Origin of the sequence: Sphingomicrobium aestuariivivum, from assembly GCF_024721585.1 — a bacterium.
In the GTDB taxonomy this organism is placed as follows: Bacteria; Pseudomonadota; Alphaproteobacteria; order Sphingomonadales; family Sphingomonadaceae; genus Sphingomicrobium; species Sphingomicrobium aestuariivivum.
This window is the reverse complement of record NZ_CP102629.1, coordinates 839,163-862,511: the sequence shown is the minus strand read 5'-3', so window position 1 is coordinate 862,511 and position 23,349 is coordinate 839,163. Positions and strand designations below refer to the sequence as shown.

16 protein-coding genes and 1 tRNA gene are annotated in these 23,349 nt (G+C 65.8%); 12 read left to right on the top strand and 5 right to left on the bottom strand.

Annotated elements, in window-relative coordinates; genetic code table 11:
• Positions 1–47: 47 nt before the first annotated feature.
• The 3 genes from typA to NUW81_RS04460 all read left to right on the top strand — a co-directional run bounded on the left by typA (position 48) and on the right by NUW81_RS04460 (position 4,924).
• Positions 48–1,883, top strand: a complete 1,836-nt coding sequence (gene typA / locus NUW81_RS04470; RefSeq protein ID WP_245110769.1) for a translational GTPase TypA — start codon at positions 48–50, stop codon at positions 1,881–1,883.
• Positions 1,884–2,333: 450 nt separating this feature from the next.
• Positions 2,334–2,843 (top strand): cell wall hydrolase, encoded by a 510-nt coding sequence (locus NUW81_RS04465; RefSeq protein WP_245110767.1) that lies wholly within the window; start codon positions 2,334–2,336, stop codon positions 2,841–2,843.
• Positions 2,844–3,034: 191 nt separating this feature from the next.
• Positions 3,035–4,924, top strand: a complete 1,890-nt coding sequence (locus NUW81_RS04460; RefSeq protein WP_245110765.1) for a hypothetical protein — start codon at positions 3,035–3,037, stop codon at positions 4,922–4,924.
• 108 nt (positions 4,925–5,032) lie between these two features.
• Here NUW81_RS04460 and NUW81_RS04455 read toward each other — a convergent pair.
• Positions 5,033–5,106, bottom strand: a tRNA-Gln gene (locus tag NUW81_RS04455).
• Between the two features lie 178 nt (positions 5,107–5,284).
• On the opposite strand from NUW81_RS04455, the gene NUW81_RS04450 reads away from it, so the two are divergent.
• Both NUW81_RS04450 and NUW81_RS04445 read left to right on the top strand, forming a co-directional pair.
• Positions 5,285–6,346, top strand: coding sequence for a Ppx/GppA phosphatase family protein (locus tag NUW81_RS04450; protein WP_245110763.1), 1,062 nt, complete (start codon positions 5,285–5,287; stop codon positions 6,344–6,346).
• The gene (locus NUW81_RS04445) at positions 6,343–7,038 is read left to right on the top strand and encodes an RlmE family RNA methyltransferase (protein ID WP_245110761.1); all 696 of its coding nucleotides are present in this window, start codon (positions 6,343–6,345) and stop codon (positions 7,036–7,038) included. The genes NUW81_RS04450 and NUW81_RS04445 overlap by 4 nt, the downstream gene beginning before the upstream one ends.
• On the opposite strand, the gene NUW81_RS04440 is transcribed toward NUW81_RS04445, so the two are convergent.
• From NUW81_RS04440 to NUW81_RS04430, 3 genes are all read right to left on the bottom strand, one after another.
• Positions 7,035–7,748 (bottom strand): DsbA family protein, encoded by a 714-nt coding sequence (locus NUW81_RS04440; RefSeq protein WP_245110756.1) that lies wholly within the window; start codon positions 7,746–7,748, stop codon positions 7,035–7,037. The two genes, NUW81_RS04445 and NUW81_RS04440, sit on opposite strands and share 4 nt — an antisense overlap.
• 2 nt (positions 7,749–7,750) lie before the next feature.
• A complete protein-coding gene (locus NUW81_RS04435) occupies positions 7,751–9,112 on the bottom strand; it encodes a M48 family metalloprotease (protein ID WP_260508535.1) in 1,362 nt (453 codons plus the stop codon).
• Between the two features lie 103 nt (positions 9,113–9,215).
• The gene (locus NUW81_RS04430) at positions 9,216–11,834 is read right to left on the bottom strand and encodes an Rne/Rng family ribonuclease (protein ID WP_245110751.1); all 2,619 of its coding nucleotides are present in this window, start codon (positions 11,832–11,834) and stop codon (positions 9,216–9,218) included.
• Positions 11,835–12,173: 339 nt separating this feature from the next.
• Between NUW81_RS04430 and NUW81_RS04425 the strand changes: the two genes are divergently transcribed.
• From NUW81_RS04425 to NUW81_RS04395, 7 genes are all read left to right on the top strand, one after another.
• On the top strand, positions 12,174–13,064 hold the full coding sequence (locus NUW81_RS04425) for an N-acetylmuramoyl-L-alanine amidase family protein (protein ID WP_245110749.1): 891 nt from the start codon (positions 12,174–12,176) through the stop codon (positions 13,062–13,064).
• A gap of 44 nt (positions 13,065–13,108) precedes the next feature.
• On the top strand, positions 13,109–15,643 hold the full coding sequence (locus NUW81_RS04420; protein ID WP_245110747.1) for a penicillin-binding protein 1A: 2,535 nt from the start codon (positions 13,109–13,111) through the stop codon (positions 15,641–15,643).
• A gap of 66 nt (positions 15,644–15,709) precedes the next feature.
• Positions 15,710–16,843, top strand: a complete 1,134-nt coding sequence (prfB, locus tag NUW81_RS04415) for a peptide chain release factor 2 (RefSeq protein WP_245110744.1) — start codon at positions 15,710–15,712, stop codon at positions 16,841–16,843.
• Positions 16,833–17,528, top strand: a complete 696-nt coding sequence (locus tag NUW81_RS04410; RefSeq protein ID WP_376741960.1) for a class I SAM-dependent methyltransferase — start codon at positions 16,833–16,835, stop codon at positions 17,526–17,528. The genes prfB and NUW81_RS04410 overlap by 11 nt, the downstream gene beginning before the upstream one ends.
• Before the next feature lie 38 nt (positions 17,529–17,566).
• Complete coding sequence (locus NUW81_RS04405) at positions 17,567–18,361, top strand: thymidylate synthase (protein WP_245110740.1); 795 nt, start codon at positions 17,567–17,569, stop codon at positions 18,359–18,361.
• A gap of 77 nt (positions 18,362–18,438) precedes the next feature.
• On the top strand, positions 18,439–18,579 hold the full coding sequence (locus NUW81_RS04400) for an entericidin A/B family lipoprotein (RefSeq protein WP_245110737.1): 141 nt from the start codon (positions 18,439–18,441) through the stop codon (positions 18,577–18,579).
• 171 nt (positions 18,580–18,750) lie between these two features.
• On the top strand, positions 18,751–18,888 hold the full coding sequence (locus NUW81_RS04395; protein WP_245110735.1) for an entericidin EcnAB: 138 nt from the start codon (positions 18,751–18,753) through the stop codon (positions 18,886–18,888).
• Between the two features lie 159 nt (positions 18,889–19,047).
• Here NUW81_RS04395 and rpoC read toward each other — a convergent pair whose 3' ends face one another.
• Positions 19,048–23,340: a DNA-directed RNA polymerase subunit beta' gene (rpoC, locus tag NUW81_RS04390; protein ID WP_245110733.1), complete on the bottom strand. Its 4,293-nt coding sequence runs from the start codon at positions 23,338–23,340 to the stop codon at positions 19,048–19,050.
• Between the last annotated feature and the right edge of the window lie 9 nt (positions 23,341–23,349).

Here is a 23,349-nt window from a genome sequence, read left to right as displayed (position 1 = left end):
GCTTTTCGGCTAGGGGGCCGCCAAACCTCCTAGCCGGACAAATATTTATGCAGCTTCGTAACGTAGCCATCATCGCGCACGTCGATCATGGCAAGACCACCCTCGTCGACCAGCTTTTCCGCCAGTCGGGCACCTTCCGCGACAACCAGCGCGTCGAGGAACGCGCGATGGACTCGAACGATCTCGAGAAGGAACGCGGGATCACCATTCTCGCCAAATGCACCTCGATCGTCTGGGAAGGCGAGGGGCGCGAGCCGGTGCGGATCAACATCGTCGACACCCCGGGCCACGCCGACTTCGGCGCCGAGGTGGAACGCATCCTCTCGATGGTCGACGGCGTGATCCTGCTCGTCGATGCCGCCGAAGGCCCGATGCCGCAGACCAAGTTCGTCTGCCAGAAGGCGCTCGGCCTCGGCCTCCAGCCCATCGTCGTGGTCAACAAGATCGACCGTCCCGACGCGCGCGAGGCCGAAGTGCTCGACGAAGTGTTCGAACTCTTCCTCACGCTCGACGCCAATGACGAACAGCTCGACTTCCCCGCGCTTTATGCCTCGGGCCGTGCGGGCTTTGCCTCGAAGGATCCGACCGTGCGCGAGGGCGACCTCGTCCCGCTGTTCGAGACCATCGTCGACCATGTCCCCGCGCCCGGCCTCGACACCGAGGGCGAGTTCAAGATGCTGGCGACGCTGCTCGACCGCGACAACTTCCTCGGGCGCATCCTCACCGGCCGCATCGAGCAGGGTACGCTCAAGGTCGGCGATCCCGTCCGCGCGATCGACATCAACGGCAACAAGGTGGAAGATGCGCGCATCTCCAAGCTGTTCGCCTTCAAGGGTCTCGAGCGCGTGCCGGTCGAGGAAGCCAAGGCAGGCGACATCGTCGCCGTCGCGGGCCTCATGACCGCCACCGTGTCGAACACCATCGGCACGCCGACCATCACCGAGCCGGTCCCGGCCTCTGAAATCGACCCGCCGACGCTCAGCATGACCTTCGCGGTCAACGACAGCCCGTTCGCCGGCCAGGACGGCGACAAGGTGCAGAGCCGCGTCATCCGCGAGCGCCTCGAGCGCGAGGCCGAGACCAATGTCGCGATCCGCGTGTCGGAAAGCGCCGACAAGGACGCCTTCGAGGTTGCCGGCCGCGGCGAACTCCAGCTCGGCGTGCTCATCGAGAACATGCGCCGCGAGGGCTTCGAACTGTCGATCAGCCGTCCGCGCGTGTTGCTGCGCGAGACGCCCGAGGGCAAGGAAGAGCCCTATGAGACCGTCGTCGTCGACGTCGATGACGATTATTCGGGCACGGTCGTCGAGAAGATGGCGATGCGCAAGGCCGAGATGACCGACATGCGTCCCTCGGGGCAGGGCAAGACCCGCCTGACCTTCTCGGCGCCCAGCCGGGGCCTCATCGGCTATCATGGCGAATTCCTGTCCGACACCCGCGGCACCGGCATCATGAACCGCGTGTTCGAGCGTTACGGTCCCTACAAGGGCAAGATCGAGGGGCGCCAGAATGGCGCGCTCATCTCGATGGAGAAGGGCGATGCGGTCGCCTATGCGCTCAATGCGCTCGAAGATCGCGGCATCCTCTTCGTCTCGCCGGGCGATCCGCTTTATGCGGGCATGGTGATCGGCGAGAATGCCAAGCCGCAGGACCTCGAGGTCAACGCCCAGAAGTCCAAGCAGCTCACCAACTTCCGTGCCTCGGGCAAGGATGAAGGCATCCGCCTGACCCCGCCGCGCCGCATGACGCTCGAGCAGGCCATCGCCTATATCCAGGACGATGAACTGGTCGAGGTGACGCCGGGCGCGATCCGCCTCCGGAAGCGCTATCTCGACACGCACGAGCGCAAGAAAATGTCGCGCAAGGACGCTGCTGCCGTCTGATTCGGCGGTTTCGGGCGAAAAAGGCCCGGCGATGAAGTGAAGGCCCTCGCCGACGAGTTGCGGCGGGGGCTTTTTCGTTCATGTAATGGACAGCTAATCGTTCATGTAACGGCAAGAAAAAACGAGCGTTTTCAAGAAGTTGCGCATTTCGTCGCGCTGCACAATCCGTTTACCGCTCACCTACTTTTTTAATTTCAACAAGGAACTAAATTGATCCTTGTAACGAGAGAGAGCGAGGGCTCGCGCCGCCGTGGAGGGTAGGCGAAGAGCGAGAGCGAGACGGACGACATCTTCAACTGCCTCACCTAGCGGGGACGAGCCTGCTGGCAGCTGAATGTGCGGCCGCACTTATTAGAGAATAATTTGACCAAGTTCCTTACTTCGGGCTTCGTGCCCGTCATTGGTGCCGCTTTGCTTGCCACCGCCGGTGGTACCCAGGTTTCCGCTCACATGACTGCCGCCACGGGTCCGGCGCTTGACGAAACGACCCGCGCCGCCTTCCTCGACCGCGCTGCGGAAATCGCGGAAGACGAACAGTTCACGCTCGACGAGATGGTCGCCAACAACCGCGGCATCGCCGACAACGAGCTCAACGAACAGGAATGGTGTCTTGCCAACGCGATCTACTTCGAGGCGCGTGGCGAAAGCCTCGAGGGCCAGCTGGCCGTCGCCGACGTCGTGATCAACCGCGCCGAGAGCGGGCAGTATCCCGACAACTGGTGCGACGTGATCAAGCAGAAGGCGCAGTTCAGCTTCGTGCAGAACCGTCGCTTCCCCCGCATCACCGAAATGAAGCCGTGGGACACCGCCAAGGCCGTCGCGCAGGTCGCGATCGACGATGCCCATGAGATCGTCCGTGGCGACGTCCTGTGGTACCACGCCGACTATGTGAACCCGCATTGGGCCCCGGCCTTCAACGAGGTCGCCAAGGTCGGTACGCACATCTTCTACCAGAGCTAAGCCCCGCGGGGCTTCACGGACCTCTCTCTCGTTACAATTGAGAGGGCGGGGTCGGCTCTATGGGGCCGGCCCCGTTAACGAGGTCCGTTAAGGCTGTTATTTTGAAAACCTATAACTAGTTCCAGCTATCCCGGAAAGACGGCGTCCCTTTAGAAGGAACGCCATCATATCAATGTCTTCCGGGGGGGACGATGAAACGAAAGCTGATGATTGCCCTGGCGCCGCTGGCGGCGCTCGGTCTGACGGGCTGTGTCGCGTTCGATGCGATCGACTATACCTTGTACAGCGATGTCGCGAGCGACTGGGAGAACGTGCGCAGCCCGCATGACTCGATCCGGATCTCGCATCGCGCGCCGATGGTCGTGAAAACCGACGGTGTGGGCCTCGTTGTTCAAGACAATTTCAAGGGGAATACGGCCCTCAAACATTATTATCGGCTCGATCGTGCGGCGTTCGACCGGTACCCCTATTTCGACGCGATCTTCACCTACAAACTCGAGACAAACACCGGCCGACGGAGCACCGAAGAAGTAAAGGTGCGTTTCCAGCCCGCTGACATCGGTCAGGCAAAGCAGGCTGGCGTCTTCATGTTCACCGACATGCGCTCGACCTATCGCCCCACGGTACGCTTCGAGTTTCCCGATGTGGAACGGATGGTCGACAGCACCAACCCAAATGGCAGCCGCGTCATCGGCCTATACCGCAAAGGGGTGCTGCGCGAAGGAACCTATGTAAACAGTTCCGACTACGCCTTTCATGGTCGCTGGACCGCCGAGGGTAAGATCTACGGACCGGCGGAAATGAGAGCGCCCGACGGTACGCGGACTTTCGTCGTCTATCGTAACGGGCGCCGTGACGGGGCTGCGTTGCGGCGCTCGGTCGAGGGCAGCTGGACGACGGTTGCTTATGTCAACGACGCGATCGTCGAGGGAAAGACGCCCGATATTGATCCCGTCGACTTCGCCATCGAGAACGATCATCTCCACGCGATGGTGGCGCTCGCCGAGGACGGGCAGGGCGCCGGCTGGCGCGACGAGCGTGGTCGCAACCTCCTGTTCTACGCTTATGGTGACGGAAGCCACGACCTTAGCGAGGTGCGCTCGGACCTCCTGGCCCGGATGATCGTCGCGGGGGTCGTCGATGACCTCACCGACCGTGACGGGCGCACCGCGGGCGAAGTCTATGAGATCGCCCGCGCCGACTGGCTGGCCGAGGAGGAGCGCCGCCGTGTCCTGCGCGAGGCGGCCGAGGCCCGTGCCGAGGAGCGTCGTGCCGAGCAGCGCCGCGAGAACAACAGGCTGGCCCAGCTGCGTCGCGAGCAGGAGGAGGCAGAGCGCCGTATTCGCCAGCAGCGCGAGCATGAGATGATCATGGGGGCGATCAACAGCGCCAAGACCCAGCTCGCGCAGGCGGGTGCGGAAATGGCCGCGGACCAGCGCCGGATCAACGAACTGCAGCGCCAGATCCGCGCCGAGGAAGAGCGCCAGCGCGACATGCAGCGGATGCGCAACAACCAGATAAGCGCGCAGAATGCCGCTGAACGGGAAGCTGAGCGGCGCGAGGCCGAGCGCGCGGCGCAGGCCGCCGAGGCGGCGCGCCAGGCGGCGCTCGAGCGCGGCCGACAGCGCCAGCAGGAAATCTATGACGCGGTCAACCGGCGCCGTAGCGAGCCGGCGTCGGGGAGTTCGGGCGGGACGCGGCTGGCGCTGCGCAATCATGACGAGAAGCCGCGCGAAAACTTCCCCGGCACGCGCCCCGCGCGGGTGTGCAAGCCGTGGACGGAAAAGGCCTATGCCGCGTGCGATTGCCAGGCGGAAACGGTCGCGCTCAAGGACCATCGCAACGATAACCAGCGCGAAGCGACGCTGGCCTACAAGGTCGGCTGCGGAGTCGCCTGGAGCGGCACCTTCACGCGCTATTATGACGACGCGCCGCCGATCAAATGCGGCAAGAAGGGTGAATTCGACGAGCGCGTCGCGCGGCGCCTCGCCGAGCAGGGCCTGTCGAGCCATGCCGCATATGCGACGCAGGCATGGAACGACTGGGCCGGTGCGCTGGGCTGCGACAGCAATAACAGCTGATCGCGCCCGGTGCCCCCGGCGCCGTGGTTTGCTTCCTATGGACTGCGTAAGGGAAAGGGCGGTGCTTCGGCACCGCCTTTTTTCTTTTGCGATGTGCGGGAAAAGCGCTGGATGCCCCACGTGGATTCGAACCACGATTGACGGATTCAGAGTCCGTAGTCTTACCATTAGACGATGGGGCAACTCGTGGAGCGACAAGGCCGCTCCGGAGCGCGTGGGCGGGCTACTAATAGGCCGTTTGAACCCTGTCAACAGCCCTTGCGCCATGCCGGTTGCGCCGCCGCGTCAAAGAGGGTTAAAAAGGGCACAGGTCAGCCGCGGGCCACTTTGCCCGCGGTGTCGTGTTGAAAGAAGATGTTCATGGCGCAAGACGCCGCAAGGAAGGCCCCGCCGCGCCGCAGGCGCTCCCGGGGCGCACGCGCGAAAGCGGCTCCGGCCGCGCCGACGCGCGGGGGGCGGGCACCCAGCTACGGGGCGCTCGACCTCGGCACCAACAATTGCCGCCTCCTCATCGCCCGTCCCGACGGGGGCGAGGGGTTCACCGTCATCGATGCTTTCAGCCGCATCGTCCGGCTGGGCGAGGGGCTGGCCGCCTCCGGCCGCCTGTCCGACGAATCGATGGACCGCGCGGTCGCGGCGCTGGGCGTGTGCGCGCAGAAGTTGAAGCGCCGCAACGTGACGCTCGCCCGCTCGGTCGCCACCGAGGCCTGCCGCCGCGCCGCCAACGGGCGCCAGTTCGTCGATCGCGTGCGGCGCGAGACGGGCATCGTCCTCGACATCATCCCGCCGCAGGAAGAAGCGCGGCTCGCCGTCCTCGGCTGTCACAAGCTCTTGGGGCCGGGCGATGGCCCCGCGGTCATCTTCGACATCGGCGGCGGCTCGACCGAGCTGGTGCTGGTCGAGCCCGATGGCGAGATGCCGCGCATCCGCGCCTGGTGGTCGGCGCCGTGGGGCGTCGTCAGCCTGACCGAAAGCGAGGGGCGTCCCAATATCGAGGGGCCCGACCGCATCGCCGCCTATGACCGTATGCGCCGCCGCGCCCGCGAGGGCTTCGCGCGCTTTGCCGAATGGCTGCCCAAGGACCGCGCCGACATCCGCCTCTTGGGCACCAGCGGCACGGTGACCACGCTGGCCTCGGTCTATCTCCAGCTGCCGAGCTACGACCGCCGCGCCGTGGATGGCCTCCACGTGCCGATCAGCGCCATGCGCGACATCACCCAGACCATCGCCGAGCGCGATCCGGCCGGACGCGCGGCACTGCCGTGCATCGGGGCCGAGCGCGCCGACCTCGTGGTGGCCGGCTGCGCCATCCTCGAGGCGATCCTCGACATCTGGCCCGCGCAGGACCTCGGCATCGCCGACCGCGGCATCCGCGAGGGCATTTTGCGCAGCCTGATGGCAAGGGACGGATACCAGCTATGAGCAAGAGCACGGGGCGCGGACGCGGCGCCGGCAAGCAGCGGGTCAAGACCGCGCGCCGCCGCACGGCGGCCTCCACCCGCTGGCTCCAGCGCCAGCTCGACGATCCCTATGTGAAAGCGGCCAAGGCCGACGGCTATCGCAGCCGCGCCGCCTACAAGCTGCTCGAGCTCGACGAGCGCTTCGAGGTGTTGAAGGGCGTGAAGGCCGTGGTCGATCTCGGCGTGGCGCCGGGCGGCTGGACACAGGTGGTGCGCCAGAAGGTGCCGCAGGCCGCGGTGGTCGGCATCGACCTCTTGCCGACCGATCCGATCGAGGGCGCGACGCTGCTCGAGATGGACTTCATGGACGATGCCGCGCCGCAGAAATTGAAGGACGCGCTCGGCGGGCCCGCCGACCTCGTCCTGTCGGACATGGCGGCCAACACCATCGGCCACAAGCAGACCGACCATTTGCGCACCATGGGGCTGGTCGAGGCGGGGCTCGACTTCGCGCTCGAGATATTGAAACCCGGCGGGGCATTCGTCGCCAAGGTGCTTGCGGGCGGCGCGGACAAGGCGTTGGTGACGCTGCTCAACAAGAATTTCGACAGCGTGAAGCACGCCAAACCGCCCGCCAGTCGCAAGGGCTCGAGCGAATGGTATGTCGTCGCGAAAGGCTTTCGCGGGCGCGCCGAGGAGGGCGAGGGCGCCTAGGCGTCCTTGGCGCGGCGCGCTGCCTCGATGGCGTCCTTGTAAGCCTGGTAGCCGTCAGCCGAGTTAATCACGCGATTGCCGATGATGAACACTGGCGTGCCGTTGGCACCCAGCGCGTTGGCGATCTCGAAATTCTTTTGAAGTTCGGCCTCGAAGGCGGGGTCCTTGGCGTCCTCGAGCGTGAGGCCGACCTCGGCCAGCGCGGCGGTGATCGTCTCTTCGTTGGGGCTGCCCGCATCGTAGAGATAGTCGTGGAACTGCGCGAACTTGCCCGCCTTGGCGGCAGCGAGGCTGGCGCGCGCGGCGATCACGCTGTCGGGGCCGAGGACGGGGAGCTCGCGATAGACGACGCGCAGCTTGTCATCTTCCTCGATCAGGCGGTCGACATCGGGCTTGGTCTGGCGGCAGTAACCGCAGGCATAGTCGTAGAATTCGACCATCACGACATCGGCATCTTCGGCGGAGGCGCCCTGGACGGCACCCTCGAAGGGGGTTTCGATGACCTCGCGATTGGCCTCGATCAGCGGGGCGTACTGGCGGTCGCGCAGCACGTCGCCCGCCTCGAGGATGATCTCGGGATGCTCGAGCAGGCTGGTGCGCACGAGGCGCTCGCCCATCAGCTGGGGGCCGGCGGAATAGAAGATGGCGGCGCTGACGGCAGCGCCGACGAGGCCGCCGACGGCAGCGCTCACGAGGGTGGTACGGGCCATGACTATCGAATCTCCTCGCCGGCCTTTTTCAGTTCATGCTCGCTGACCATGGCAATGTCCTGCGCGCGAAGCCAGTCCGGACCTTGCGGGATGCCGCCCATCGCCATGCGCGCGGAGGACAAGGCCAGCCGGTGCTGGCCAAGCATGTGGAAGCGCTCTGCCGAGGCGAGCGCGGCGCGGGCGCTGTCGCCCTCGCGGTCGTAGATGATGCCGAGCTGGTACCAAGCGAAGGGGTTATATTCGTCCTGCACGACGGCGCGTCGAAGCACCTGCTTGGCTTCCGCGAAATGGCTTTCATCCTCGGTCGCGATGAGCGCGTGGCCGAAGGTGGTGGCGATGAGCGGCTCGTCGGGGGCGAGCTCGACGGCACGGCGCAGCGGGTCGAGCGCTTCCACGGGCTTGCCCGATTCAAGGAGGATCTGCCCCTTCAGCTCGAGGAGATAGGGGTCGGCGGGATTTGCCGCGACCAGCGCCTCGACCTCGCTCATCGCCTCGGCCGGATAGGCCCCTTGGTGATAGGCATAGGCGCGGGCGGTATGGGCGATCTCATTGTCCTGCCCGCGCGGATAGTCGCGCAGCGCCCGCGGCGGGTCGAGATAGCCGATGAGCTTGGCCTTCACGCGCTGGAAGCGGGCCTCGAGGTCGGCATCATAGGGGTTCTGCCACGCTGCATCCTCTTCATAGAGGTTCGTAAGATAGGAGATGCGCTCGCTCGACATCGGGTGGGTGCGCGCATAGCCATTGTCCTGCGGGATGGCGTAGCGATATTCCTGATTCTGCAGCTTCTTGAAAAATTCGAGCGAGCCGCGGCCCGACAGGCCGGCCTTCGACAGATAGGTGGCGCCCGCGATATCGGCGCTGGTTTCCTGCGTGCGGCTGAAGGACAGGAACTGCGCCATCGCGACCTGCTGGCCGAGCATCATCGCGCCCATGCCCGCCTCGCCCCCGCCGGCGGCCATCGCCAGCCCGCCGAGGATCAGCGAGGCGATCGAGATGGCGGTGGCGTTGGAAGCGCCCGATTGGAGGCGGATGATATGCCCGCCCGCGACATGGCCGAGCTCGTGGGCGATGACCGCCTGCAGCTGCCCGACATGGTCGGACGAGGCGATCAGTCCCGAATGGATGTAGACGCGCTGGCCGCCCGCGACGAAGGCGTTGATGCTGTCATCGTTGATGAGGACGAATTCGACATTGCCTGGCCGCATGCCCGCGGCTTCGACCAGCGGGGCGGCGATATCCTCGAACAGCGCCTCGGTCTCCGCATCGCGCAGGAATTGCTGCGCCATCGCGGGGCGGACGGTGAGGGCCGAGAGCAGCGCGAGGAGCGCGGCGACGGCGGTGAAGCGTTGGGAGAGCCGCGTCATAGTGGCGACCTTGCCGCCCGCGAGGTGAACCGTCCATGAAAAACGCCGCATCGGGACGGACCCGATGCGGCGCCTTATTCATGCGGTATGCGGTGCTCCGGCGTTAGCCGAAGGTGCGCTGCCACCAGCCCTTGCGCGGGGCCGGCTTGTCGCCATCATCCGCGCCTTCGGTTGCGGGCGCGGGGGCAGGCTCCGCCGCCGCCTTGGTCTCGGTCTTCGCCTCGGCCGGCGCCTCGGCCTTGTCGGCCTTCTTGGCGCGCGGGCGACGACCGGCGGCAGTGGTCGCCGAGCCGGCGGCCGGTTCGGCGGGGCCTTCGCCGCTGTCGGGCTTGTCCTCGACCTTCTTGGCGCGAGTGCGACGCTTCTTGGGCTTCTCGCCTTCTTCCGCAGGGGTTTCGGGCGCCTTGTCGGCGGCCTTTTCCCCGGCCTCTTCCCCAGCCTCGTCCTTCGCCTTGTCGGCGTCGGCCTTCTTGGCACGGGTGCGGCGCTTCTTGGGCGCGGGCTTTTCCTCGGTCTCGTCGGCCTTGGCTTTCTCGGCCTTGGGTTCATCACCCTTGGCGTCGGCATCGGCCTTCTTGGCGCGCGGACGGCGACGGGTCTTGGGGGCTGGCGCCTCCTCCTCGTCCGAAGCCTCGGCGGGTTCGGCCTTGGCCTCTTCCGCCTTGTCTTCGGTCGCGGCGTCGCCTTCGGTGTCGCCCTCGTCCTTCTTCTTGCGCGAGCGGCTACGGCGCTTCTTGGGCTTGGCCTCTTCCTCGGCAGCCTCTTCGGGCGCCTCGGCGTCGGCCTTCACCGCGTCGGAGGGCTCACCCTCGTCCTCGTTGCCGCCTTCCGAGCGGTCCTCGTCACGGTCACGACCGCCACGACGGCGTCCGCGCCCGCCACGACGGCGACGACGGCGCTTGGGACGATCTTCACGATCTTCCTCCTCGTCGCGGGCGTCTTCTGCCTCCTCGACCTCTTCCACGTCCTCATCGTCCTCGATGGGTTCGGGCTTCACGTCGACGATCGGCTTGTTCTTGGGGCGGTCGGTGGGGCGGGGGCCCTTGGATTCGACGCGCATCTTGGCGCCCTCGAACTTCTCGTCGATCTCGACCTCGACGGTCACGCCATAGCGTTCCTCGACCTCGGCCAGTTCGGCGCGCTTCTTGTTCAAGAGGAAGATGGCGGCCTCGCGACCGGCGCAGAGCGTGATTGTCGTGCCCTTGCCGCGCGCGGCCTCGTCCTCGATCATGCGGAGTGCCGAAAGCCCCGAGGAGCTGGCGGTGCGCATGAGGCCCGTGCCGTCGCAATGCGGACAGGCGTGGGTGGAGGCCTCGAGCACGCCGGTGCGCAGGCGCTGGCGGCTCATCTCGAGGAGGCCGAAGGAGCTGATGCGCCCGACCTGGATGCGCGCGCGATCGGTCTTCAGCGCGTCCTTCATCGCCCGCTCGACCTTCCGGACATGGCCATTCTGTTCCATGTCGATGAAGTCGATGACGATGAGGCCGGCCATGTCGCGAAGCCTGAGCTGGCGGGCGATTTCCTTGGCCGCTTCCAGGTTGGTCTGGAAGGCGGTCTGCTCGATATTATGCTCCTTGGTGGAGCGGCCCGAGTTGATGTCGATCGAGACCAGTGCCTCGGTCGGATTGATGACCAGATAGCCGCCCGACTTCAGCTGGACAGTCGGGTTGTACATGCCCCCGAGCTGGTCCTCGATGCCGTAGCGCTGGAAGATCGGGGTGGGGTCGTCATATTGCTGAACACGCTTCACATGGCTCGGCATGAGCAGTTTCATGAAGCGTCGCGCTGCCTTGTAGCCGTCTTCGCCCTCGACCAGCACCTCGTCGATCTCGCGGCTGTAAAGGTCGCGGATGGCGCGTTTCACAAGGTCGCTGTCGCGATAGATGAGACTGGGGGCGGCGGATTTCAGGGTCTTTTCGCGGATCTCGTCCCACAGGCGGGCGAGATAGTCGAAGTCGCGCTTGATCTCGGTCTTGGTGCGCGACAGGCCGGCGGTGCGCACGATGAGGCCCATCGACCCCGGCAGCTTCAGGTCCGACATGATCTGCTTGAGGCGCTTGCGATCGGCACCGTTGGAGATCTTGCGCGAAATGCCGCCACCGTGGCTGGTGTTGGGCATGAGGACGCAATAGCGGCCCGCGAGGCTGAGGTAGGTGGTCAGCGCGGCGCCCTTGTTGCCGCGCTCTTCCTTGACGACCTGGACGAGCAGCACCTGGCGGCGCTGGATGACATCCTGGATCTTGTAGCGGCGGCGCAGCGCGCGGCGCTTGTTGCGGACCTGCTCGACCGCGGTGTCGTCGACCGGCGAGGCGTCGGAGGCGAGGCCTTCCTCGTCGGGTTCGGCGGGACGGTCGTCGGTGCCGTCATCCTCGTGATGGCCGTCGACCGGCTCGAGATCGCCTTCCTCGTCGCGCAGGCGCGCTTCCTCGGCGGCATGCTCGGCCTCTTCGGCGAGCAGCTGGTCGCGGTCTTCCTTGGGGATCTGGTAATAGTCGGGGTGGATTTCCGAGAAGGCGAGGAAGCCGTGACGGTTGCCGCCATATTCGATGAAAGCGGCCTGGAGCGAGGGTTCGACCCGCGTCACCTTGGCAAGATAGATATTCCCTTTGAGCTGTTTGTGCTCGCTGGACTCGAAATCAAATTCCTGAATGCGGTTTCCGTCGGCGACCGCCACCCGGGTTTCTTCCGGGTGGCGCGCATCGATCAACATGCGCGTGGACATCAATGTTTCTCCGGCCGGCGAGGATATGGGATCGCTCGTCCGGCATGTTGGGGGCGCGCCTTCCGATTCGGTGGAAGCGCGCAAGTGACTGGAATTGCGTGTCTGCATGCATGGGCCACGCGCCGCGCCGCCGCAAAGCGTGCGTCAGATGGGCGCCGAGATGGCTCATGCAGCGTCAACCTCTTTAGGGGAGCCAGGGCGGCTCCCGCGGGGTCGAAAGCGCGGGGGGTTGCCCCGGTTCGACAGACAGGAGGTAGCATCGCGATTCGCGGGTTACAAGATGGTGTCGCCATGCCGACAGGGCTTTTTCGAAGCGCGGAAGGGCGATAGGGCGGAGCCATGCAACGGCTCATCGCCTTCCTCCTCATCGCCGTCATTGTCCTCGGCGGGCTGTGGCTGGTCGCCTCGCCGCGCGGCGAGGCGCCCGCATCCGCCGAGCGGCGCGGGGCCGAGACCGCGCTCATCGGCGAGGCGCGGCGCGGCGGCGTGCGGCTCGAACTGGGCGAGGCGATCGGCGAGGTGGAGATCAGCGAGGCGAGCCGCCCCGATGCGCCGCTCGTGCTGCTCGATCCCGGCCATGGCGGGCGCGACGGCGGTGCCACCGGTGTCGGCGGTACCCGCGAGAAGGATTTGACGCTGGCCATGGCGCGCGAGGTGCGGACAAGGCTGGTGGAGCGCGGGCAGGTGCGCGTCGCGCTGACCCATGACGGGGAGGGGACGCTGACCCTCGACCAGCGCGCCGATCTTGCGCGCAGGCTCGGCGCCGACCTGTTCGTCTCGATCCACATGGATGCCGCGCCCAGCGCCGATGCCACGGGGGTCACCGTCTATTCGCTCGCCGACATCGCCTCGACCACCGAGGCCGCCGCGCTCGCCAAGGCGGAGGCCGAGAGGGTCGGGCAGGTGGTGTCCGATGCCGATGCGCCGGTCGAATTCCTCCTCACCGACCTCGCGCTTCGCGAGCAGATGAGCCAGAGCGCCGAATTCGCCCGCCGCATCCTGCGCCGCGCGGAGGCTAGCGGAGACGTGCCGCTGCGCCCGACCCCGCACCAGTTCGCCAATTTCTTCGTCCTGCGTTTCGGCCAGACGCCGGGCGTGCTGCTCGAGGCGGGCTATATCACCAATGCCGCCGACGGGGCGCGGCTGGCGAGCGCTTCTGGGCGCGCACCGCTGGTCGATGCGCTGGCCGAGGCGATCGAGGCGGACCTCGCGCGCCGCGCCGCGCGCTGAACCGTTCATTGTAAGGCAGGGCGGTCGGCGCTAGAGGGTCAGTCATGGCCCGTATCCCCGACATGGTCGCGTTCAACGCGCGCGTGCACGAGAAGCTCGACCCCTGGCGCGAGAAGCGCTGGTTCCGCTGGGGCGCCTATGCGGCGCTGGCGGGCTTCTTCATGGTCATGGCGGCGATGTTCCTTGCCGCCGCCAACACCATGAGCCGCGAGGAAATCCTCGCCTATCGCCCGAGCCTGCCGACCATGGTGCGCGGGCATGACGGCGAACTGGTCGGCAGCTATGCGCGCCAGCGCCGCGTCGAACTGGCCTATGAGGACTATCCCGACCAGGTCGTGCAGGCCTTCATCTCGGCCGAGGACAAGACCTTCTTTTCGCACGGCGGCATCGACTATCCGGGCCTTGTCGCGGCGATCGGCGAATTCACGGTGAAGACCGTGACCGGCGGCGGGCGCTCGCGCGGCTCGTCCACCATCACCCAGCAGGTCGCCAAGAACCTGTCGGGCGACGATGACTATTCGGTGCTGCGCAAGATCCGCGAGGCGGTGCTCGCCTTCCGCATCGAGGACACGCTGACCAAGCAGGAAATCCTCGCCCTCTACCTCAACGAGATCTTCCTCGGTCGCAACGCCTATGGCGTGCAGGCCGCCGCGCGTGCCTATTTCGACAAGGATGTCGACGAGCTCGACCTGCACGAGGTCGCCTATCTCGCCGCCATCCCCAAGGGGCCCGCCAACTACCATCCCGTGCGCAACAAGGAGCGGGCGACCGCGCGGCGCAACTACGTGCTGACCCAGATGGCCGCCAACGACTTCATCTCGGAGGCGCAGCGCGACCGCGCGATGGGCATCGAGCTCGCTGCCATCCCGACCGGTTCGGCCAAGGCGTTCGAGGAGCGCGGAGGTTATTTCCTCGAGGAAGTGCGCCGCGCCCTGCTCGAGGATTATGGCGAGGATGCCGCGGACGGCGAGAACAGCATCTATGCCGGCGGCCTGTGGGTCCGCACCTCGATGGATCCCGTCATGCAGGACGCGGCCGCCGAGGCGCTGCGCGAGGCGCTGGCGCGCTTCGACGGCCCCAAGGGCTGGCGCGATCTCGGCATGACGGTCGACATGGACCAGGACTGGGAAAGCCAGCTGCGCATCGCCAATGTCGGCACCGGCTTCGGCGACTGGCGCAAGGCCGTCGTGCTCGAAAAGGACGGCGGCGCGGCAACCATCGGCTTCGTCGGCGGCCAGACCGCCAGCCTGCCGCGTTCGGCCGCCACCATGCCCGTGCGCGGCGGCGGGGGCATTGCCTTCGACCAGTTCCGTCCCGGCATGATCATCGTCGTCAAGGACGAGGGTGACGGCAGCTTCGCGCTGCGCTCGATCCCCGAAGTGGGCGGCGCCTTCGTCGCGCAGGAAGTCGACACCGGCCGCGTGCTCGCCATGCAGGGCGGGTTCGACGTGCTCGGCTCCTCCTTCAACCGCGCCACGCAGGCCAACCGCCAGCCGGGCTCGGCCTTCAAGCCCGTCGTCTATTTGACCGCGCTCGAGAACGGCTACACCCCCGCCTCGACGGTGGTCGATGCGCCTTTCTGCGTCTGGCAGGGCGCCGCGCTGGGCGAGAAATGCTTCCGCAACTTCGACGGCAAATATGCCGGCCCCAAGACGCTGCGCTGGGGTGTCGAACAGTCGCGCAACCTGATGACCGTCCGCGTCGCCAGCGACACCGGCATCAACAAGGTCATGGCCAATGCCGAAAAGCTCGGCCTCGGCGAATATGAACCCTATCTCTCGATGGCGCTGGGCGCGGGCGAGACCACCCCGCTCAAGCTCGTTAACGCTTACGCGATCCTCGCCAATCATGGCCGCGAGGTGCGCCCGAGCCTGATCGACTATGTCCAGGACCGCGCCGGCAAGGTCATCTTCCGCGCTGACAACCGCTGCGCGGCGATGGAAAATTGCAACGCCGGCGACTGGGACGGCAGCGCCATGCCGCGCCCGCCCAAGCGCGGCCGCCAGCTCGTCGACCCGATGGCCGCCTACCAGATGGTCCATGTCATGGAGGGCGTCGTCACCCGCGGCACCGCGCAGCGCCTCGCCCAGCTCGACCGACCGCTGTTCGGCAAGACCGGCACCACCTCGGGCCCGACCAACGTCTGGTTCGTCGGCGGCACCCCCGACGTCGTGACCGGCACCTATATCGGCTATGACGACAACCGCGACATGGGCGGCAACTGGGTGCAGGGCGGCAGCGTCGCCGGCCCCGTCTTCCTCCAGTTCGCCGAAAAGGCGCTGGCCGATGCCCCCAAGACGCCCTTCGTCGCGCCCGAGGGCATCAGCTTCGTGCGCATCGACCGCCGAACGGGCGAGCGCGTCTATGGCGCCTTCCCGCGCGAGGAGGAGCGCCTGTCGACGGTGATCTGGGAAGCCTTCCAGCCAAAGACCGAACCGCGCCGCTCCTTCCGCAACCGCGAGGAAGAGGAAGAGGCCCCGCAGGTCGCCACCCGCCCCGCGGTGGTCCGCCAGGCGCCGCGCCCGCAGACGCAGCCCGACGAGAGCGACTTCTTGCAAAGAGAGGGCGGGATTTACTAATCCCCGCCTGAACGGCTTTTTCCGGCGACCGCACGCGAAGCGGCGCCCAACACATTGGAATTCTTCATGCGTGCAGAAGCGCAGGGCTTTGCCGACCAGATCAACGCCGCGACCGACCTCCTGCGTCGCTTCCTCGACTGGGACAAGGCCAAGAAGCGATTGAAGGAACTCAACGACAAGGTCGAGGACCCGACCCTGTGGGACGATCCCAAGGCGGCGCAGGACGTCATGCGCGAGCGCACCCGCCTCGATGCCGCCATCAAGGCGACCGAACGGATGGAGCGCGAGCTCGCCGACACGCTCGAACTGATCGAGATGGCCGAGGCCGAGGGCGACGAGTCGATGGTCGACGAGGCCCTGAAGAGCCTCGAGGAACTCGCCGCCAAGGCCGAGAAGGACAAGGTCGAGGCGCTGCTCGCGGGCGAGGCCGATGCCAATAACGCCTATGTCGAGGTGCATGCCGGCGCCGGCGGCACCGAGAGCCAGGACTGGGCCGAGATGCTCCAGCGCATGTATTCGCGCTGGGCCGAGCGCCGCGGCATGAAGGTCGAGCTGGTCGACTATCACGCCGGCGAACAGGCGGGCATCAAGTCCGCCACGCTGCTCCTCAAGGGCGAGAATGCCTATGGCTATGCCAAGACCGAGAGCGGCGTGCACCGCCTCGTGCGCATCTCGCCCTATGACTCCTCGGCCCGCCGCCACACCAGCTTCTCGAGCGTCTGGGTCTATCCCGAAGTCGACGAGGACATCGACATCGAGATCGTCGAAAGCGACCTGCGCATCGACACCTATCGTGCATCGGGTGCGGGCGGGCAGCATATCAACACCACCGACAGCGCGGTGCGCATCACGCACATCCCGACCAACATCGTCGTCGCCTCGCAGTCGCAGCGCTCGCAGCACAAGAACAAGGCCGAGGCGATGAAGCAGCTGAAGGCGCGCCTCTACGAGGCCGAGCTGCAGCGCCGCGAGGAAGAGGCCAATGCGGCCAATGCGAGCAAGACCGAGATCGGCTGGGGCCACCAGATCCGCTCCTACGTCCTCCAGCCCTACCAGCAGGTGAAGGACCTGCGCACGGGCGTCATCTCGACCGCGCCGGGCGACGTGCTCGACGGCGACCTCGACAAGTTCATGGCCGCGGCGCTGTCGCAGCGGGTGACCGGCGAGGCGGTCGAAGTCGAGGATGACGATGTCGAATAGGAAACTTCTCCTCGGCGCCCTGATGCTCTCGCTGGCCGCGTGCCGGCAGGGGCCGCAGGTCGACGAGGACGGTTTCCCGACGATCGACCGTCCGGTCGCCCCCATCCTGTCCGACCGTTTCTCGACCGAGGATGCGCGCGACCGGCTTGGCGAGGCCGAGGCCGTCATGGGGCTCGCCGGCATCGAGGACGGCATGAGCGTCGCCGACATCGGGGCGGGCGAAGGCTATTATACGGTCCGCCTCGCGCGCGCCGTCGGTCCCTCGGGCCGCGTCCTTGCCCAGGACATCCAGCCCACCGTGCGCGATGCTCTCGCCCAGCGCGTCCAGCGCGAGGGCCTCGACAATGTCGCGGTGCGCCTGGGCGAGGCCGACGATCCGCGGCTGCCCCATGCCAGCTTCGACCGCATCTTCCTCGTCCACATGTATCACGAGGTCACCGAGCCCTATCAGTTCCTCTGGAACCTCCGGCAGGGACTCAAGCAGGACGGACTCGTCGTTGTCGTCGATGCCGACCGGCCGGTGAAGCGCCACGGCATGCCGCCCGCCCGCCTCGACTGCGAATTCGAGGCATTGGGCCTCGAGCGCGTCGACATGAGCCAGCTCGAGGGCGGCGATGCCTATTTCGCCACCTTCAAGGTAGTCGGCGAACTGCCCGTGCCGAGCACGATCCAGCCTTGCGATTAAGCGCTTGATCGGCTGACGCCGCGCCCTAGGCTGGGGCCATGCAGCAATATCTCGATCTCATGCAGCGCATCCTCGATACGGGCGCCGCACAGGAAGACCGCACCGGTGTCGGCACGCTCTCGGTCTTCGGCGCGCAAATGCGGTTCGACCTGTCGAAGGGCTTCCCGCTTCTCACCACCAAGAAGCTCCACCTGCGCTCGATCATCGTCGAGCTGTTGTGGTTCTTGAATGGCGACACCAACGTCAAATATCTCCAGGACAACAAGGTCAGCATCTGGGACGAATGGGCCGACGAGAAGGGCGACCTCGGCCCCGTCTACGGCAAGCAGTGGCGCCGCTGGGAGACGCCTGCGGGCGAGACGATCGACCAGATCAAGGGCCTCGTCGACCAGATCAGGAGCAACCCCGCCAGCCGCCGCCAGGTGGTGAGCGCGTGGAACCCGGGCGAACTCGACCAGATGGCGCTGGCGCCCTGCCACTGCCTGTTCCAGACCCATGTCGCGAACGGCAGGCTGTCCTTGCAGCTCTACCAGCGCAGCGCCGACCTCTTCCTCGGCGTGCCCTTCAACATCGCCTCCTATGCGCTTCTCACCCACATGCTGGCGCGCGAGACGGGGCTCGAGGTCGGCGACTTCGTCTGGACCGGCGGCGACGTTCATCTTTACTCGAACCATCTCGAGCAGGCCCGCACGCAGCTCGCCCGCGAGCCGCGTGACCTCCCGCAGCTCGTCATCGAGGATCGCGGACAGGGACTGTTCGACTATGAATCCTCGGACTTCAGCTTTTCCGGCTATGATCCGCACCCGCACATCAAGGCCCCCGTGGCGGTCTGAGGCTTTTTGCGGGGCCGTAACGGAAACCATTTCGGGTGGGGTCGCGTTTTTCCCCTACCTTGAAAGGGAGAAAGTGCATGATCCGCAAGTTCCTCATGGCGTCGATGGTCGCCGGTGCGTTCGCGATTTCGGCCTGCAACACGGTGCAGGGCGTGGGCGAGGACATCAGCTCGGCCGGTGAATGTGGCGAAGACGTGATCAAGGGCGGCGACTGCTAGGCCGTCCCCACTGTTGCGAGAAAGCCCCGCTCTCCCCTTTGGGAGGGCGGGGTTTTTCGTGGTTCATCCATGCGAAAGCATGGCGCCGCGAGGGTGGGTGATCTGGCGCTGGACAGGCGTGCGGTCGGCTTCCTATGGAGGGGCCGACAGGGTGCATTTGGGAGGAATGAAATGCGTAAGTTCTTTACCCTCGCGATGGTTGGCGGCGCGATCGCGCTGGCCGGCTGCAACGCGGTGCAGGGGCTCGGCGAGGACATCAAGTCGGCGGGCGAATGCGGCGAGGACGTGATCAACGGCGACGGCTGCTAGGCCACCGCAGGATCGAACAGGAAAGCCCCCCGGGTCGGATGCGACCCGGGGGGCTTTTTCGTAGGCTGAGGCCCAAGAAAAAGGCCCCGGCGCATCGCTGCACCGGGGCCTCTTTTTGATCAGGCCGGAGAGGCGAGGGGGCCGGAGCCCCGCTTGCCCTTACTCCTTGTCTTCGCCCGCGTCGGCATAGTCGCCGGCGGCCGCGTCCGAACCGTCACCCGACTGGGTCACCGCGTCCAGCGGATCCTTGGTCGCTTCGGCGACGATTTCCGGATCGGCGTCACGCTCGGCAGCTTCGGCTTCCTTGAGCTCCTCGGCGGTCTGCGCGGCAGCGAGGCTCTCGGCGAGCTTCTTCTGCTGGGCGCGCAGCGCGGCATCGCGGCTCGAGGCGGCGATGCGGACGCGGTTCATGCCCGCGCCGGTACCGGCGGGGATGAGGCGACCGACGATGACGTTCTCCTTGAGACCATTCAGCGTGTCGGCCTTGCCCTGCACCGAGGCCTCGGTGAGGACGCGCGTCGTTTCCTGGAACGAGGCGGCCGAGATGAAGCTGCGGGTCTGGAGCGAGGCCTTGGTGATGCCAAGCAGGATGGGCTTGCCTTCCGCCTTCTTCTTGCGCGGGGCAAGCTTGGCGTTGGCTTCGTCCATTTCCTCGCGATCGACCTGTTCGCCCGGAAGCAGCGTGGTGTCGCCGCCTTCGGTGATCTCGACCTTCTGCAGCATCTGGCGAACGATCGTCTCGATGTGCTTGTCGTTGATCTTCACGCCCTGCAGTCGATAGACTTCCTGGATCTCGTTGACGAGATATTCGGCGAGCGCTTCGACGCCCATGACCTCGAGGATGTCATGCGGGTCGGGCGAGCCGGCGACGAGGTTGTCACCCTTCTTCACATAGTCGCCTTCCTGCACGTCGATGATCTTGGTCTTGGGGATCAGATACTCGACCGGATCGCCACCCTCCTCGGGGACAATGGCGACCTTGCGCTTGGCCTTGTAGTCGCGGACGAAGGTAAACTTGCCCGAGATCTTGGCGATGACCGCATTGTCCTTCGGCTTGCGGGCCTCGAACAGTTCGGCGACGCGCGGCAGACCACCGGTGATGTCGCGGGTCTTGGCGGCTTCACGCGGCATACGCGCGAGCACCGTACCGGCTTCCACCGTGGCACCGTCCTCGATCGCGACGATGGCACCGGGGGCGAGGCGATAGACGCCCGCTTCCTCGCCTTCGCCGCCCATGGTGAGGCGGGGACGGAGGTCGTCCTTCTTCGACTTGTTCTGGTCCTCGGTGATGACGCGCTGCGAGATACCCGTCGATTCGTCGGTTTCCTCGGCCAGCGTGCGGCCGTCGACGATGTCCTGGTAGCGGACGACGCCGCCATGCTCGGTGATGACGGGCGAGAAGCTCGGATCCCATTCGGCCATCTTGTCGCCGCGGCTCACGATGTGGCCGTTTTCGAAGATGAGATGCGCACCATAGGGGATCTTGTGCGCCGACAGCTCGCGGCCGTCGGTGTCGAGGATCGCCAGTTCGCCCGAACGCGACAGCGAGAGCGTACGGCCCTTGGCATCGACGATCGTCGGCATGTCGCGGAACTCGATCTTGCCGTCGACCGGGGCTTCGAGGTTCGACTGCTCGTTGAGCTGCGCCGCACCGCCGATGTGGAAGGTACGCATGGTGAGCTGCGTGCCCGGTTCACCGATCGACTGGGCGGCGATGACGCCGACCGCTTCGCCGATGTTGACCGGCGTACCGCGGGCGAGGTCACGCCCGTAGCACTTGCCGCAGACGCCCTGCTTCGATTCACAGATCAGCGGCGAGCGGATCTTGAGCGCCTGCACCTGCAGGTCGTCGATCTGCTTGGCCATCTTCTCGTCGATGAGCGAGCCCGACTTGATCGCGACCTTCTCGCCGTCGGCATCCATGATGTCTTCGGCGGTGGTACGACCAAGGACGCGGTCCGAGAGCGAGGCAATGACGCTGCCGCCCTGCACAATCGCGCGCATTTCGAGCGCATTGTCGGTCTTACAGTCGTTCTCGACGATGACGCAGTCCTGGCTGACGTCGACGAGACGACGGGTAAGGTAACCCGAGTTCGCGGTCTTGAGCGCCGTATCGGCGAGGCCCTTACGCGCACCGTGGGTCGAGTTGAAGTATTCAAGGACGGTCAGGCCCTCCTTGAAGTTCGAGATGATCGGGGTCTCGATGATCTCGCCCGACGGCTTGGCCATGAGGCCGCGCATGCCGGCGAGCTGCTTGATCTGCGCCTGGCTACCACGCGCGCCCGAGTGGGCCATCATGTAGATCGAGTTGACCGGCTCTTCGCGGCCGTCCTCGCCCTTCTTGATGGTCTGGATCTCGGTCATCATCTCGGTCGCCACCTGGTCACCGCAACGGCTCCAGGCGTCGATCACCTTGTTGTACTTTTCCTGCTGCGTGATCAGGCCGTCCTGATACTGCTGCTCGTAATCGGCGACCAGCGAACGGGTTTCCTCGACCAGCTTCTCCTTGGCGGCGGGGATGACCATGTCGTCCATGCCGAAGGAGATGCCCGCCTTGAAGGCGTTGCGGAAACCGAGGCCCATGATCTGGTCGGCGAAGATGACCGTCGCCTTCTGGCCGGTGTGACGATAGACCTCGTCGATCACGTCGCCGATGTCCTTCTTGGTCAGCAGCTTGTTGACGGTCTCGAACGGCACCTTGTGGCTCTTCGGGAGCGTCTCGCCGAGCAGCATGCGGCCCGGGGTCGTCTCGAAGCGCTTCATCTCCACTTCGCCCTTCTCGTTCGTCTGCGGCACGCGCGCGACGATCTTCGAGTGAAGCGTGACCGCACCGACGTTGAGGGCCTGGTGGACCTCGGTCATGTCGGTGAAGATCGAGCCTTCGCCCGGCTCGCCCTCTTTCTCCATCGAGATGTAGTAGAGGCCGAGGATCATGTCCTGCGAGGGAACGATGATCGGCTTGCCGTTGGCGGGCGAGAGGATGTTGTTGGTGCTCATCATGAGCACGCGCGCTTCCAGCTGCGCTTCGAGCGACAGCGGGACGTGCACGGCCATCTGGTCACCGTCGAAGTCGGCGTTGAAGGCGGCGCAGACCAGCGGGTGGAGCTGGATGGCCTTGCCCTCGATGAGGACCGGTTCGAACGCCTGGATGCCGAGGCGGTGGAGCGTGGGGGCACGGTTGAGGAGGACCGGGTGCTCGCGAATGACTTCGTCGAGGATGTCCCAGACTTCCTTGCGCTCCTTTTCCACCCACTTCTTGGCCTGCTTGAGGGTCATCGAAAGACCCTTGGCGTCGAGGCGCGAGTAGATGAACGGCTTGAACAGCTCGAGCGCCATCTTCTTCGGCAGGCCGCACTGGTGCAGCTTGAGTTCCGGACCGGTCACGATGACCGAACGGCCCGAATAGTCGACGCGCTTGCCGAGGAGGTTCTGGCGGAAGCGGCCCTGCTTGCCCTTGAGCATGTCGCTGAGCGACTTCAGCGGACGCTTGTTGGCACCGGTGATGGTGCGGCCACGGCGGCCGTTGTCGAACAGGGCGTCCACGGCTTCCTGCAGCATACGCTTTTCGTTGCGCACGATGATGTCGGGCGCGCGCAGCTCCATGAGGCGCTTCAGGCGGTTGTTACGGTTGATGACGCGGCGATAGAGATCATTGAGATCCGAGGTCGCGAAGCGGCCGCCGTCGAGCGGGACCAGCGGACGAAGATCGGGCGGAATGACCGGCACGACGTCGAGGATCATCCATTCGGGCTTGTTGCCAGATTCGATGAAGCTCTCGACGATCTTCATGCGCTTGATGATCTTCTTGGGCTTGAGCGTCGACTTGGTTTCCTCGAGCTCGCGCTTGAGGTCTTCCAGTTCCTGCTCGAGGTCGAGGTCCATCAGCATCTGCTTGACGGCCTCGGCGCCGATACCCGCCGAGAAGGCGTCCTCGCCATATTCGTCCTGCGCCTCGAGGAGCTCGTCCTCGGTCAAGAGCTGGAACTTCTCGAGCGGGGTGAGGCCCGGCTCGATGACGACGTAGCTTTCAAAGTACAGGACACGCTCGAGCTGCTTGAGCTGCATGTCCATGAGGAGGCCGATGCGCGAGGGCAGCGACTTCAGATACCAGATGTGCGCGACCGGGGCGGCCAGCTCGATGTGGCCCATGCGCTCGCGGCGGACCTTCGAGACGGTAACCTCGACACCGCACTTCTCGCAGACGATGCCCTTGTACTTCATGCGCTTATACTTGCCGCACAGGCATTCGTAGTCCTTGATCGGACCGAAGATGCGCGCGCAGAAGAGGCCGTCACGCTCGGGCTTGAACGTGCGATAGTTGATCGTCTCGGGCTTCTTGATCTCGCCGAAAGACCACGAACGGATCTTGTCCGGCGAGGCAATGCCGATGCGGATCTGGTCGAAGGTTTCCGGCTTGGCGGCCGGGTTCGCGAAGTTGGTCAGTTCGTTCATTTCTTCTTT